Source organism: Pedobacter sp. D749 (assembly GCF_019317285.1).
In the GTDB taxonomy this organism is placed as follows: domain Bacteria; phylum Bacteroidota; class Bacteroidia; order Sphingobacteriales; family Sphingobacteriaceae; genus Pedobacter.
In genome coordinates this window covers 37,933-52,757 of the sequence record NZ_CP079218.1, presented here as the reverse complement: position 1 = coordinate 52,757, position 14,825 = coordinate 37,933, and the positions used below count along the sequence as shown (strand labels likewise).

The following is a 14,825-nucleotide window of genomic DNA, read 5'->3' as shown; positions in this document are numbered from 1 at the left end:
TTTATTAATAAAAATTTCTTATATCTTCCGCTTCAGCAATAGCTAAAACTTTCTTCGATGCTTTAATTTTCTTCTTAGCTTCAGGCAGTACCACTGTTGGCGCTTCGATTTCTTTCGGCTGGTAAAGGTTTTCTAAGTATTCGCGTTCCGCTTCGTTTTTTAAGTCCTTAAGCAATACCCCGCCTTGCATTAAGCCTTCTACATTGATATTTGGCAAGGATTTTAAGCGGCTTTGAATGGTTTCAGCCATTAGGCGGTTAATGCTTCTCTTTTCATCAAACAACCCCTGTATTCTGGCGTGGTCACCTTCTTTATAATCCGCGAAATTGGATGGTACGAAGTCGTATTTTGGAGCGATAAAGCTTAAACCTTTACCATCAGTTACCATCATCTCATTAAGATTTTGAGGGTCATAAATGATGTCTACCTTTTTACCGTTGTTTTGCCAGATTACTTCAGGAGGAATGTTTAAAGTGATCTTTTCACCGCCTATAACTGGCTTTAAGCCGCTTTTGGTAATTGTAGCATCATGTTCGTATTTTTTACCGAATAATTGAAGTTTTAAGCTAACATCAATGGCTTTTTGCTGGCTTTTTTCCGATGCATGGAAGGCATTTAGCCATTCTGATTGGCGGCTAACCCCTGTTTTTGGGTTAGCTTTCATGCGCATTACATTGATGAAACTGGCCACAACTTCCGGCATTCTGTCAATGCTTGGATAGTTTTTGCTTGCTTCTACAATGTATTCAGCGCTTAACCGTTCTTTTGCAGTAATATTTTGGCCTGCATAGTTATTAGTTGGCATTACTTTTAACACCTGGTGCCATTCCACACCAAATGATCTTTCGATGTATTTACCTTGCGGTACACCATGAGATTGAGGCGTAAAACGGGCGACTTTTTTGTAAAACTGGCCTAATTCGTTTTTATATTTTACATCTAATCCCCATCTATCAGTTTGTAATTGGTGTGGAAGATAATAACCACCAGTAAGTTCAGCGATATGGTTAATAGCATTTCTGAATGCTGAATAAACAAGTTCGTGTGTAACAGTATCACCAACGGCATAGCCTAAGATATAATCATTGTAAGTATCAATAATTACGTATAACATAGGGCGGTAATGCTTGCTTTTTTGCACTTTACCGTCAGCCTTTAGCTTTTCAACCTCAAAGAATAAATCTAAACAGTTATCATCGGCATTGATAAATAACAGTGGTGCAGTAGCACGTTTACGCTGTATATCCTTGGTATAAACATTAGCAGCTTTCTTTAAACCATCCCTTAAAGGCGCAATAATATGTTCATTATTACGGGCGAAATAGCCAACAGCCCCAACACTTATAGTTGGTTTCTCTGCTTTCTTAGCCCAAAGATTATAGGCAGAAGCAATAACAGTATTATCTTGCTTACGTGGATCACTAAGCATTTTCAACAGTAACGCTTCGCTTTCTTCATCTTTAATTTTAGTTGAATGACTATTGCCAAACTTGCTTAAGTCCACTAATGATGCATAACGGTCTTCCGTATCTGCAATAGCTTTATATTCTTTAACTTTTTCTTTAAGTCTTTTTGGCGCACTTGGAAGTTTAACACCCTCATTTAAAATCAATTCGCTAACGGTATCCCAAAAGTCCATTACCGATAGATTTAAAAGTTGTTTTAAAGCCCTTTTATCAGAGGTTAAACGGTCAATCATATTTAACCAGCTGGCGGCTTTAGTATAGCGCTCAACATAGTTAATTTGCTCTTTACCCTTCGCGTTAATATTGGTATTCGGCAATTTGTCACCGTTGGGAAGTACAAAATCAGAGTAGAAAGATTGAGCCATGTAATCCCAATCAATTAAGTCAAGTATTGGCTGTTTTGCCATGTATTCGTAGGGGCTACCAATCTTTTTTACTATGACTTCTTTACGCTTAGGCTGTAAGCTTTCAAATTCAATAAACACTTTACGGCCATTGCCTCCAATGCCATGAACGGTCATCAGATTACGTCTTTTATCATTCTTATAGGCATCTAAGCCGAAATAAACAATATATTCGTAGTAGCTTAAACAAAGGATATTTGTGTTTAAATACTGCATTACCCTAATTTTACAACCTTTTTAATGTGTTGAATTAATGCGGTTGTGCCTATAGTTAATAAATCATCAACAACCGCTACCTTTGCGCCAGCGCCTTTAGTTGCGTTCCGGTCTCCAGTACGTACTTGCTTTACTAAGCTTTCGCTACAGCCAACAATATCAGCCGTAACTGAGGCCGGAATATTGATTTCAGGCTTTTTCTTGTTTTGGTACATTTCGTTTTGATTTTTCATATCTTGCGTTTGCAAAAGTGTTTCTTTGCGACACAATTATACAAACATTTAAGTAATAAATAACAAACATTTAAGTAAATAAATTTCAATGGATTCTCTTCCTCCTATAAATCAACGAGTTAAAAGATTAATAAATCATTATTCCAATGGGGTAGTAAGGGTTTTTGCAGAGCAATTAGAGAACGTATCTCAACAAACATTGAATAGATTATTTAATATTGATACTAGAACTAAGAAATATCCAATACCTACTACTGACATTTTAGTAGCTATTACCAATATGTTTGTTGATGTAAATCCTAGATGGCTGCTTAATGGCATCGGCGAAATGCTGGTAACCCCAAATGAATTAGATAAAATAAATGCAAATACCCCTAATGATGATATGCAAAAGTCAGGAGTTTCAGCATTAAAAAATGCCAATAGTGACACCCCAACTTTTGGTAAATTTGACACTCCAACTGACACCCCAACTCATAATAATGCCCCCCCAACTCTTAATTTAGGAACGCCAAAGGTTATTGCAATCAGTGAAAATAATGAAGATTTAGTAACGCTTGTAGCCGCAAAAGCAGCGGCTGGTTACCTAAATGGTTACGGCGATCCTGAATATATTGGAAACCTACCGACTATTAAAATGCCAGGCATAAGGGGTGGCACACATCGCGCATTCGAAGTAAAAGGCCATAGTATGCCAACGCTTCCAAATTCATCTATTGCAGTTGGCAGATGGACTGAAAGCATTGAAGATATACGCGATAGGCGTATCTATATTGTAGTTACAAAGTCTGAAGGGATTGTAATTAAAAGGGTACTAAACCGAGTTCACGATACTGGAAAGCTAATTTTAATATCAGACAACCAAAACAAAAGAGATTACCCGAACATAATTTTAGATCAATCAGATGTTTTGGAATTGTGGTACTTGCGGGCGGGTGTTTTATTCGATTTCCCAGAGCCTGGAGAACTCTACGGGAGGTTTAACGATTTGGAAGCTAAGGTAACGTTAATGGCAGAACAACTGCAAAACCTTTCTAAATAGTACTTTTTTAAAGCGTATACAAGATAACTTTAATAATCTTTTAAAGGCTATTTAAAGATTACAAGATAAATATAAGTAAATACAACTAATTGGTACAACTCGTTTTATTTTGCTTTTTACCTAAATATGCGTTTAGGCTTTAGAATCGCACAAATTTTGCACTTTTTTATGTATTGATAATGGAACATTTGATTTAAACCCACTTATTTCCATTAAATGATACAACCAGTTTAACTTTCTTACCACTATAAGAGAAGTTCAAAACAATCCTATTAAATCTATGAAAAACATATAAAAACAAAAGACCGCCCAGAGAGTCTACCTGGGACGAAAGTTTACTCACGCCAGACCTTCAATATATGAACCTTGAAGCTTATTTCTTTATGAATTTGGGCAAGCGCCCCCATTAGTCCAATAAATCTACCTTAAATTTCCCTTAGCTAAACAGTAAGTTTGACCTTTCCTCCTGTTTTTACAGCCAGGTAGATGGCGTCAATAATTTTAAGATCTTTCAAACCTTCCTCGCCGTTTACAGGAACTACCGGCTTTTTATCTTCAAAAATAATAGTGGCCATTTCATCCAGCTGTACCGTTTGATGCGTAGTTATGGGTTGCATGAGTTCACCCTTATGTGTCCTACCCTTGATCGGCCCATAACCGGTAGACGGTTGCATTTCTGCAAATCCCTTATCGCCGCTCATAAAAAATCGATCGAGGTGGTTGATGTTATAACTAGACAAGCAGGAAGCTACTGCACCGCCCGGGAAACCCAATTGAAATTGTATGGTTTCATCTACCCCTTCTTTAAATTTTACAGGGTCGGTCTTGGTTTCCTGAGCCGTCACCCAAATTGGCTCTTCACCCACCATATACCTGGCTCCGTTAATGGCATAAATTCCAATATCCATCATTGATCCACCTCCTGCAAGCGCTTTGTTTAATCGCCACTGTGTAGGGTCGCCTGCTTTAAAACCACATTGTCCCTGGAAAAACCTGATCTTGCCGAAGTCGCCAGCATTTCTCATTCTGATCACCTCCAGTGTATGGGGCTCAAAATGTAACCTATAGCCAACCAGTAATTTTACATTTGCTTTTTTGCATGCATCAATCATCTCCTGTCCCTCTTTAGCATTCAATGCCATCGGTTTCTCGCATATGGCATGTTTTCCTGCTTTTGCAACCCGAATAACCTGACTATGGTGCAATGCATTTGGCGTAATCACATAAATCGCATCTATGTCCGGATTATTTTTAACCTCATCAAAGTTGTCATAGTTGTAACAATTCTTCTCAGGGAGATTATACTTCGTTTGCCAATCTTTAATTTTAGAAGGCGTGCCACTAATTACACCTACCAGCTTCGCCCTGGTACAAGCCTTCATCGCTTCTGCTACACGGGTGCCATATCCACCTAAACCCATAATAGCTAACCTAAGCACCCTACCCTCGTAAGGCTGTTCGATAAGATCTGGAGCGTTAGCAAATGCTGATATCGACCCCAATTGCAGCATCAATGCTGATGCACCCATTTTTTGTAGAAAATCTCTTCTGGTATTCATATTATCCTGTAGCTATATGTCCCTATTCAGCAAAAACAGTAAGCAACATTGCGATTACCCATTTTACCGCTTAATTAACTGATTTACTTTATGATACCTAACACCTGCCAGTTACATTTAGTTTTCAAGATATGATTTGCGGCCTGGTTTGAACTAAAAAATTGACCATTAATGCAAATAGAATTAACGGCCATCACCGCAAATACCCCTAAATAGCCAATAGATTAAGCTATTCTTACCAAGGATGAACCTGGCTTAAACATTTAATGTCCTTCTCCCTCCTCTTCGGTATTCTTTACCTTACTCAAAAGATCATAAGCGCCTTTGATCACCACCTTCGCATTATTAATTTGCCCGGCAAAAGAAACCTGGGTGTAACCATTCTCGGCAACACCTGTTTTTACTTCCATCATCCTATACCGGTAAGTATTATTGCCTTTATCAGCAGGCTGATTGATAAACACGATTTTTTTGCCTTCAAATTCAACAATTGCCGCATCGGGTAATGCTTCTACCTTGTTCATGCCACTTTCTACATAAGCCTTGAGGTACATGCCCGGAAGCAACTGTGTATCCTCTTTGTCCAGGTGACAGTGAATTTGTACGGTACGCTCTTTACTGATTTCCCTGCCGATGAGATAAACCGTAGCCATACGTTCTTTTTCCTCATTGGCCAGCACAAAGCGGACTTTCTGCCCAAGCTTAAGCTTGGGTACATCTTTTTCAAATATGGTAAGCTCTGCATGCAGGTGCTCGGTATCGGCGATCTTGAACAATACATCGGTTGTACTGGCAAAGGCGCCAATGTTGGTGTTAACCTGTGTAACATAACCCGCCATTGGTGTATAGAGGTTAAAAGTTGTCTGGATCTTTCCTTTTTCCAGTGCCGGAAAACTGATATTCATAATGGAAAGTTTTGAACGTTGCCCCAGCAATCTTGCACTTACACTCTGGTATTCGCTCCTTGCTTTCTGCAATGCTTTTTTAGAATTTACATTTTCCTTTGCCAATTCTTCCTGGCGATCGAGTTCTTGCTTTAAGAACTGCAGCTGGCTTTTATAATCCAGGTAGTCTTGTTGCATCTGAATGAATTCCGGATTCTGCATTACCGCTACGAGTTCTCCTTTGGCTACGCGTTTTCCCTGCAACATATTGGTACTTTTTACAATCCCTTCCAGCGGTGTAGAAATAGATACCAGGCTCTGTGGGGGGAGGTCGAGCATCCCGTTTACTTTTGTTGTTCCACTTAATTCCCTCAGTTCGATATCTCCCAGGGTAATTTCCGATAGCTTGTGCTGCTCTGGGGTAAGGGTTATGGTATCGCTTTTTTCGTGAATGGTTTCTTTTTCAGGTTCCTTTTCCTCACCTGGACGGCCGCAGCCAGCCAGATAAAACGGGAAGGATAGCAGGATAAGATATTTATATATGGATCTCATGAGATTTATGCTTAAAATGATTGGTTATTACCGGTTAAAAATTCTATCTGGTTGATGCTCTGGCTTAACTGGAGCAGGGCTATCAGGCAACCTTCGTAAATACCGTTTGCCTGTTTAAGGTTTAACAGGTATTCCGAATAGCCTATTTCTCCGTTCTGATAAGCAATCCGGCTATTTTTTAAGATCAACGCCGCATTGGCTGTAGCCGAAGTGATAAAATAATCGTAACGTTTCCTGTTTTTCAGGTATTCGCCCAGGGCCTGCTGGTACTGGCCTGTTAGTTTTCGCTGCTGGAGTTCCAGATCATTCGAAGCAATATCACGATTAATTGATGCAGCCTTTGCCTTTGCAGAATAGGATCTGTAAAATATCGGAACAGAAAGGCCCACCTGAAAGCCCTGGAAACGTTTGTCACGGCCAAAGAAAACGTCATTTCCATTAACGTTCTGAAAACCAGTTAGCGACTGGTTAAAATATCCCAAGGTAAAATCGGGTAATGCTTTGGCAAGTTCTACCTTTCGCTGTTTTTCGGCAATCACGATCTGCTGCCTGAAGTAGGCAATGGCTGGATTTTCATTTAGAAGCGCCGTATCGCCTATCGAAATCTCGGGTGTTTCTTTTAAAAACTTGTCGGCGATTAACGATAACCCGCCCTTGCCAAGAAGTGTAGCCAGCTGCGCTTTATAAATTTCAATGTCAGACCTATCCTGATCGAGCAGGTTTTGTACATCCTTGAGCTGTGTCTCGGCGGCTACCTTTTCAAGCAGGTTGCCCTCGCCTGTTTTGTACTTTAGCGAAGCCGATTTTACAAAACCCTTATAGATACTGTCTTGCTCCAGCAACAGTTTCTCTTTCGAATATAGGTACTGAAGATTGGTGTAAACTGTTTTAACCTGATAAATAAGCTCGTTTTTACTTGAAGCGACCTGAAGCTGGCCTGCTTTGATGCGTTCATCACCTAATGCCGCATTTGCGGCGAAAAGTGTCGGGAAGGGAATGTTTTGCGAAACGGTAAAGTTGTTGTCGTTTTTAACCAGACTGTTATACTGTCCATAAAGCATAGAAACTTCAGTTTTAGGCATTTCGAAAGCGCTTTTCCTGAGTGCCTGTTGCAACCCTACACCAAGGTCAGCCCCGCTAATTGCCCTGTTGTTTTCCAGTGCTGAAGATACGGCCTGCTTAAGGGTTAACACAGTTTGGGCCTTAGCAGGTTGAAATCCAAACAGCGTAATAAACACTACAATTATTCCCGATACCGGAGCTATTTTTACTTTTTTTCTGCCCATTTTTTCTACCCAGATATAAAGCACTGGAAGCACCAAAAGCGTTAACAATGTTGCTGAGATTAGTCCGCCGATAACAACCGTTGCCAATGGGCGCTGCACTTCAGCCCCGCTTCCGCCTGAGATAGCCATTGGAAGAAATCCCAGAGAGGCTACAAGGGCCGTCATAATAACCGGACGAAGCCTAACCGAAGTTCCTGTTCTGATAATTTCGAGAATATCTTTCATTCCTTCTTTTTTTAACCTGTTAAATTCACTGATTAGTACGATACCATTTAATACCGCCACACCAAAAAGTGCAATAAAGCCGATACCCGCTGAGATGCTAAATGGCATGCCCCGTACCCATAGGGCCAATATGCCACCAATCGCCGATAATGGAATTGCGGTAAAAATTAAAAGCGCATGTTTAACCGATGAAAACGTAAGATAAAGCAACAATAAAATGAGCAATAGTGCCAATGGCACGGCAATACCCAATCTTTTAGTGGCTGCCTGCAGGTTCTCAAAAGTGCCGCCAAAAGTTGGATAATAACCTGGCAAAAACTTAACCTCTGTATCAATCTTCTGCTCAATTTCCTTTACAACACTTTCCACATCTCTTCCCCTCACATTAAAACCGACCGTAATTCGCCGCTTTGCATCATCACGCTGGATCTGATTTGGTCCTTCCTTGTACTGAATATCAGCCAGTTGCTCCAAGGGAATCTGATTACCGTTCGGCGCTGTTACAAACAGATTCTTTACATCTTCCAGCGACTGCCTGTTTTCTTTTTCCAGGCGGACCACCATATCGAACCTCTTTTCTCCCTCAAATACAAGTCCCGCAGCCTCTCCGGCAAAGCCTGAGCGGATAGCCGTATTCACATCCTCGATGTTCAGGCCGAATTGCGCTATCTTTTCTCTATGAAATTTGATGATGACCTGTGGAAGTCCTGAAGCCTGTTCCACATAAACATCCTGTGCACCCTCGATTTTTCTGGCTATAGCACCGATCTTAACTGCATAGGCAATTAATTTTGAAAAATCCTCTCCATAAACCTTGATTACAACATCCTGCCTGGCGCCAGTCATGAGTTCATTAAAACGCATTTGTATGGGTTGTTGAAACCCGAAAGTAACCCCAGGAATATACTGTTCAAGCTTGGCCTGCATCTTTCCTGCAAGCTCGTCTCTCGTCGAAGCATTTGTCCAGTCACCTTTATCCTTTAAGATAATGATCAGGTCACAGGCTTCTACCGGCATTGGGTCGGTAGGAATTTCACTAGAGCCGATCTTTCCGATCACCTCCTTAACCTCTGGAAAATTTGCTTTTAATACCTTTGATGCCCGTGTAGCTGCCTCAATGGTTTGCGAAAGACTACTCCCAGTAAGCACCCGTGTTTCTACAGCAAAGTCACCCTCCTCCAGTGTGGGAATAAATTCTGCACCCAGGTAATTGAAAATAATAAGACACACGGCAAATAATCCTATTGCAATGCCTACAACGGCCACCCTTGCCCTAAGTGCAAAATTGAGCATTGGGGTATATACCCTTTGAAAGAAGGACATAATCCTGTCTGAGGTATTTCTTTTGGTGCTGATGGTTTTGTTCAGGAAAAGCGCACTCATCATCGGCACATAAGTTAACGACAAGATAAAAGCGCCGAGGATGGCAAAAGCCACTGTTTGGGCCATTGGCCTGAACATCTTGCCTTCTATACCAACCAGTGCCAGAATTGGCAGGTAAACGATGAGGATAATGATCTCGCCGAAAGCTGCGCTGTTACGGATTTTGGAAGCAGATTCAAAAATCTCTGCATCCATCTCCTGTTGGCTTAACCTGTTTTTGTTTTTTCGGATACCCAGATGATGAAGCGATGCCTCTACGATGATTACCGCTCCATCTACAATTAGTCCAAAATCTATAGCGCCAAGGCTCATCAGGTTTCCGCTGACGCCAAAAAGATTCATCAGGCATATGGCAAAAAGCATGGCAAGCGGAATAACAGAAGCCACAATCAGTCCGGCGCGGAAATTCCCCAAAAGCAGTACCAATACAAAAATCACAATCAATGCGCCTTCTGCCAGGTTTTTGGTCACCGTGCCAATAGCGCTGTCGACCAGTTTTGTGCGGTCGAGAAATGGCTCTATAACCACGCCTTCAGGCAGATTCTTTGCAATCTGGTCCATCCGGGTTTTTACGTTTGCGATAACCTTGGAAGAGTTGGCGCCCTTTAGCATCATCACTACCGCCCCTACTACCTCACCCTCATCGTTTCTGGTCATGGCACCGTACCTGGTGGCCGCACCGATCCTTACTTCAGCTACATTTCTGATCAGCACGGGAATGCTATTTTCGTTGGTCCGTACAACAATGTTCTCAATGTCTTCCATACTGTTGATCAATCCCTCGCTTCTGATAAAATAGGCATTGGGTTTCTTATCAATGTAAGATCCGCCAGTGTTCTGATTGTTTTTTTCAAGCGCCTTAAAGATATCGCTGATGGATATATCCATGCTTCTGAGCTTGTCGGGATTGAGGGCAATTTCATACTGTTTGAGGTACCCTCCAAAGCTGCTCACATCAGCTACGCCCTCTACGCCCAGGAGTTGGCGACGAACAATCCAGTCTTGAATGGTGCGAAGCTCGGTAGCATCGTATTTTTTTTCATATCCTTTTTTGGGATGGATTACGTACTGGTAAATCTCTCCCAGTCCGGTAGTTAATGGCGCAATCTCAGGTGTACCAATCCCCTTTGGAATGGCTCTTTCCACTTCAGTAAGTCTTTCGCTCACCTGTTGCCTGGCCCAATAAATCTCTACATTTTCCTTAAAAACCACTGTCACAACTGAAAGGCCGAACCTGCTAAAAGAACGGATTTCTTCTATTCCAGGAATAGTGGCCATGGTTTGCTCTACCGGATAGGTTACAAAGCGCTCAATATCTTCTGCACCGTTGCTTGGCGAGGAAGTAATAATCTGTACCTGGTTATTGGTAATATCTGGAAGGGCATCTATGGGCAGCTGTCTAAGGGAGTATATACCCCAGGCAATCAGCGCCAGCATCATAATTCCCACAAGCAGTTTCTGCCTGATGGAGAATTGTATTATTCTGTTCAGCATTGTGTATAATCAAAATCAATAAATAGCAGGCATCATTGCAATCATGGTGCAAAATATGCGTGTAAATAGCACGTTTTCATGGGCATCGCCATGAGTAGAAAATTTGATTAAACGAGTTTAGGCGGTTGCCAGATATCTAGTGGTTGTTTTTTCAATGCCGAGCACTGGAAAACCGGGTATGGTTTCCGAAATACCGGAACAATAAGATTTGTTAACTTTTCGGATGGAAAGTGCTGACCGACAGAACAGCAGGCACAGCTACAGAACGGTGGACAGGATTCGCCATGCATATGTTCAGCTTTTGATTGATCGCTGTGCACAAAGCTTTCGGTGTGAGACTTGGAAACCATATCTTCCTTGTCCTGGCAGGGCATTAGGCCCAGAAGGATCAGATAAAGAGAAAAAAGGAATACAAAGTTTTTCACCAAAGGCAAATGTAATGATTTATGTTTTTAATTCATAAAGCCCGTTTTCATTTAATTTCTGTTCTGTTTTAGTGGTTAAAAAACCATCTGTCTATTTATTAATTGATAACCATTCCCGATGAAAATTGATATCTTGTGGAACTAAATTAACGATCATGCTCTAGCTCCACCGATCCTCTTTAAATATTTATAATATAAGTCAAAAAGGGCAAGTATGAGATCATCCTAAAATATTTACATTGTATCTCATCTATAATGAGAAGATTACGCGTATTTAGATATAACATCAATATTAACCAATAACAGTAAACAAAAGAACAAGTGAAAAACACAATTTTAATTTTATTAACAGTATTCTCATTGAGTCTTAATGCTCAGAATATTTTTCCTGTGAAATTGGACAATTGTAAAACTGACAAATTTTGTCTTGATTGTGGAGATGTAAAGGCAGGGTATGAGGAACAAGAGTTTTTGAAGCTACAAACCAAATTACAGGAATCTTTAAATCTTACAGGAATAAAAGGTGCAGTTAAATTTCAAGTTCTTATTGATTCAAAAGGCGAGGCTTGTGTTTTAAGTCACACCGACCAATCAAAAAATCCAATTTCATTAAAAATTATTGAAGAACTGGATAATTTTAAAAAATGGACACCAGCAATAACAGCAGGAAAAAAGGAAGAAAAATCATCGATCACCATGATTTTTAGCATAAATGAAAACAAAATTATAGGAAAGATTGAACGGGTTGATATTTCATCGTTCAAAAGGTCTTTTGACAAACCAACAAGTCCTGAAATATTCAACAAAACTTACAATTATAAAAACGACCATTTAAAAAATTATAAAATAACGGTTTGGAATGCAAAAAATTCAAATCTTCCGAACAATATGAATGACAATATTACTGTTGACAAAAATGGGTTGATCTGGCTAACTGTTGATGAGGGCCTGGTTACTTTTGATGGTAAAGATTTTAAAAAAGCTGAACAAAATATAACCGATAAAGGGAAGTTTTTCTCTTACTATGCAATTGCATCCGACAATAACAATGTGAAATGGGTATATGGAACAAAAAACATTTACAGTTTTGACAACACTAAGTGGACAAAACACGATTCGACTGAAATTGGGATTGATGGGGCATATGAAATAATAAATAATCCAAAAACTAGCGAAGTATTTTTCTGCTCTGATGAAGGGTTGACGATCTATAAAAATGGAAAATGGTCGAATATTAACAAAGCAAAAATTAAAGAGCTTCCTTCAAACAGGGTTACTTATGCTAAAAGAGATTCAAAAAACAGGATTTGGATCGGAACTTTTAGCGGAACAGTAATGATTGATGAAAATGGAAAGGCAACAAATTTTGAAAACACATCAACAGTGTTAAAAGGTAAGTGCATTACTTCAATGGCTGAAGATGAAAACGGGAACCTTTATTTTTCGCTATACGAATTTGAAAGAAAAGAAAAAGGAAAAGTAAACAATGATGAAGGTATCGCAATTAGCTATGCTAACGGAATTATCAAACAGTTTACAACAGAAAATTCTGGAATGCCATTTAACCATACCAACTGTGTTGTTTATGACAAAAATGAAAATGTGATTTGGATTTCAACGGATAGAGCTGGATTAATAAGATATGATCTTAAAGATGGTTGGGAAAATTATCATAATGAAAATTCTGACATTCCAACATCTTACATTTCGACCATGACGCTTGATGAAAAAGGCAATCTATATTTAGCAACAAGACAAGGGCTAGTGAAGATTGAAAAAAGGTAAAAACCTATATAGCAAAATCGTTAGCTTTTAGATCTCAAAAAGGCAAGGCTTATGCTTTTGTTAAATCCGTTTATTTTTTTTTAGAAAACCCTAATTCATTAAACAATGAATGTAGAAGCCAACTTGCCTTTTTCCCTTACTCACCAAGACTTTCGCGCAAGAAGGAGGTAGAATATAATGCCAATGACCGTATTTACATTTAAAGATTGGGTTTTAACTGTTGATCAGGAAAGCACGAAATCAACCTACGCTGCCGTTGAAAATGGTAGCGCAGAGGATTGTAATTGTAATGACTGCTTGAATTATATTCAGAATAGAGATAACATATTCCCAGAACAGGTTAAACATTTATTCAATCAACTTGGTGTAGATTACCACAAAGAAAGTGAGGTTTGGCGAATGTGTAAAGAAAACGACGGAACACACCGCTATAGCGCAATATTTCATTTTAAAGGAAGCTTTGAGGGCACTGATAGTTTAGTCTCAGTTAATGGCTCACAAACAATTAAACTAAATCCTATAACAGATTCTTTTAAAATCGGTTTCACCAAGGGCGATGATCTAACCTATTTTAAAGATAAAAATAATTTGATTCAGATTGAAATTGAAATCATAATTCCTTGGGTTATCGATAGAACGTTAGAAAGCGAGTGGTAGTTGTTATTTCAATGGCTGAGTGCTCAAGTCTTGTTGTTATCCATCAATAGCCTTGCAAGACTTAGTACTCCTAAAACAATAGTATTGAAAATCCTTTCTTATAAGCAACTTCTCAATCTTTTCAACCCGCCTTAGTATATTACGTATCATTGTAGATGCAAAGTTATAGGGTAAAGAATGTTGGTTATTTTTATGGCTTTCAATTTTCACAAGCCCTTAGCTAACCAAATTAATAACGCAGGATTATAACCGCAATCTCTGTTTTACCAATAGCAGGTATTAATTATATTTGAGTATTCGCTAAGGGATGAATGCCCTTTAAAAAATGATCTAAATAAACCAAAAATGGAGCAAAAAACACTATCTGAATTAACCGATCAAGAACTCTTGCTAGAAGCAAAAAAAAGGAAATCAGCAGTTATAACCAATGCAATATTAATAGGCTTTCTGGCTGGTATTATATTTTACAGCGTGATGAAAAATACTTTAGGCCTTTTGACGCTCATCCCTTTATTTTTCATCTATAAGCTAACTAATAACTCAAAATATAACAGTCAGGAGATAGAAAATCTTTTAAAAGAAAGAGGTTTGAAATAAAGGACAGCATTGAGTAACCACAACTATCGGTAACCCGCTGAATAGAAATTTTTAAAAAATGTAACATATCATTTTTCTACTGACAAACAGTTGTCATAGGCCAGTTTTAGCTTTGTTCTATTAAATAATATAACAAAATGTCAGCAACTATGATTACTAAAGGCGAATTACTAGAACATTGGTTAGGCCACAGAAAACTAACCCGAAAAACCATTGAAAAATTTCCTGAAAAAGAATTATTTGAATTTTCAATCGGCGGAATGAGACCTTTTTCAGCATTAATTAAGGAGTTGTTATCGATTGATGTTCCGGGTTTAAAAGAAATGGTTACCAGAGAAACAGTGCCTTTTAGTCATGATCTTCCACTCAATACCAAAGAAGAGATCCTAAATAAATGGGATGAGGATACCCCAAAAATTGTGGAATACTTCAACCAAATCTCTGAAGATCAGCTTCACGAAACAATTAAATTATTCGGGCAGTACGAGTTTACGATAATTAGCCACATTTTATATTTCATTGATAACGAAATACACCACCGCGGGCAAGGCTTTGTGTATTTAAGGGCCTTAGGCATTGAGCCTCCATTTTTCTGGGATCGTTATTAAACAATAAAA

10 protein-coding genes are annotated in these 14,825 nt (G+C 39.2%); 5 read left to right on the top strand and 5 right to left on the bottom strand.

Going from position 1 to position 14,825, the window contains the following annotated elements:
- Positions 1-4: 4 nt before the first annotated feature.
- Both KYH19_RS00225 and KYH19_RS00220 read right to left on the bottom strand, forming a co-directional pair.
- Positions 5-2,086 carry a hypothetical protein gene (locus tag KYH19_RS00225; protein WP_219077098.1) on the bottom strand — a complete coding sequence of 694 codons (2,082 nt, stop codon included), beginning with the start codon at positions 2,084-2,086 and terminating at the stop codon, positions 5-7.
- Complete coding sequence (locus KYH19_RS00220; RefSeq protein ID WP_219077097.1) at positions 2,086-2,319, bottom strand: hypothetical protein; 234 nt, start codon at positions 2,317-2,319, stop codon at positions 2,086-2,088. Before KYH19_RS00220 ends, KYH19_RS00225 begins: the two co-directional genes overlap by 1 nt.
- Positions 2,320-2,407: 88 nt before the next feature.
- On the opposite strand from KYH19_RS00220, the gene KYH19_RS00215 reads away from it, so the two are divergent.
- Positions 2,408-3,361, top strand: a complete 954-nt coding sequence (locus KYH19_RS00215; RefSeq protein ID WP_219077096.1) for a S24/S26 family peptidase — start codon at positions 2,408-2,410, stop codon at positions 3,359-3,361.
- A 440-nt stretch (positions 3,362-3,801) separates the two neighbouring features.
- Here KYH19_RS00215 and KYH19_RS00210 read toward each other — a convergent pair whose 3' ends face one another.
- From KYH19_RS00210 to KYH19_RS00200, 3 genes are all read right to left on the bottom strand, one after another.
- Positions 3,802-4,920 (bottom strand): Gfo/Idh/MocA family protein, encoded by a 1,119-nt coding sequence (locus tag KYH19_RS00210; RefSeq protein ID WP_219077095.1) that lies wholly within the window; start codon positions 4,918-4,920, stop codon positions 3,802-3,804.
- 263 nt (positions 4,921-5,183) lie between these two features.
- Positions 5,184-6,356: an efflux RND transporter periplasmic adaptor subunit gene (locus tag KYH19_RS00205; RefSeq protein WP_219077094.1), complete on the bottom strand. Its 1,173-nt coding sequence runs from the start codon at positions 6,354-6,356 to the stop codon at positions 5,184-5,186.
- 11 nt (positions 6,357-6,367) lie between these two features.
- A complete protein-coding gene (locus KYH19_RS00200) occupies positions 6,368-10,744 on the bottom strand; it encodes a CusA/CzcA family heavy metal efflux RND transporter (RefSeq protein WP_219077093.1) in 4,377 nt (1,458 codons plus the stop codon).
- 746 nt (positions 10,745-11,490) lie between these two features.
- Here KYH19_RS00200 and KYH19_RS00195 point away from each other — a divergent pair.
- The 4 genes from KYH19_RS00195 to KYH19_RS00180 all read left to right on the top strand — a co-directional run bounded on the left by KYH19_RS00195 (position 11,491) and on the right by KYH19_RS00180 (position 14,816).
- On the top strand, positions 11,491-12,954 hold the full coding sequence (locus tag KYH19_RS00195; RefSeq protein WP_219077092.1) for a two-component regulator propeller domain-containing protein: 1,464 nt from the start codon (positions 11,491-11,493) through the stop codon (positions 12,952-12,954).
- A gap of 183 nt (positions 12,955-13,137) precedes the next feature.
- Positions 13,138-13,611 carry a hypothetical protein gene (locus KYH19_RS00190; protein ID WP_219077091.1) on the top strand — a complete coding sequence of 158 codons (474 nt, stop codon included), beginning with the start codon at positions 13,138-13,140 and terminating at the stop codon, positions 13,609-13,611.
- A 345-nt stretch (positions 13,612-13,956) separates the two neighbouring features.
- Positions 13,957-14,208, top strand: a complete 252-nt coding sequence (locus KYH19_RS00185; protein WP_219077090.1) for a hypothetical protein — start codon at positions 13,957-13,959, stop codon at positions 14,206-14,208.
- 149 nt (positions 14,209-14,357) lie between these two features.
- Positions 14,358-14,816, top strand: coding sequence for a DinB family protein (locus tag KYH19_RS00180; protein ID WP_255562518.1), 459 nt, complete (start codon positions 14,358-14,360; stop codon positions 14,814-14,816).
- The last annotated feature ends 9 nt before the right edge of the window (positions 14,817-14,825 follow it).

Excerpts from the sequence above, each read along its gene's own strand:
- KYH19_RS00215 (WP_219077096.1), top strand. The coding sequence starts at position 2,408 with ATGGATTCTCTTCCTCCTATAAATCAACGAGTTAAAAGATTAATAAAT.
- KYH19_RS00205 (WP_219077094.1), bottom strand. The coding sequence starts at position 6,356 with ATGAGATCCATATATAAATATCTTATCCTGCTATCCTTCCCGTTTTAT.
- KYH19_RS00200 (WP_219077093.1), bottom strand. The coding sequence starts at position 10,744 with ATGCTGAACAGAATAATACAATTCTCCATCAGGCAGAAACTGCTTGTG.
- KYH19_RS00185 (WP_219077090.1), top strand. The coding sequence starts at position 13,957 with ATGGAGCAAAAAACACTATCTGAATTAACCGATCAAGAACTCTTGCTA.
- KYH19_RS00210 (WP_219077095.1), bottom strand. The coding sequence starts at position 4,920 with ATGAATACCAGAAGAGATTTTCTACAAAAAATGGGTGCATCAGCATTG.
- KYH19_RS00220 (WP_219077097.1), bottom strand. The coding sequence starts at position 2,319 with ATGAAAAATCAAAACGAAATGTACCAAAACAAGAAAAAGCCTGAAATC.
- KYH19_RS00225 (WP_219077098.1), bottom strand. The coding sequence starts at position 2,086 with ATGCAGTATTTAAACACAAATATCCTTTGTTTAAGCTACTACGAATAT.
- KYH19_RS00180 (WP_255562518.1), top strand. The coding sequence starts at position 14,358 with ATGATTACTAAAGGCGAATTACTAGAACATTGGTTAGGCCACAGAAAA.
- KYH19_RS00190 (WP_219077091.1), top strand. The coding sequence starts at position 13,138 with ATGACCGTATTTACATTTAAAGATTGGGTTTTAACTGTTGATCAGGAA.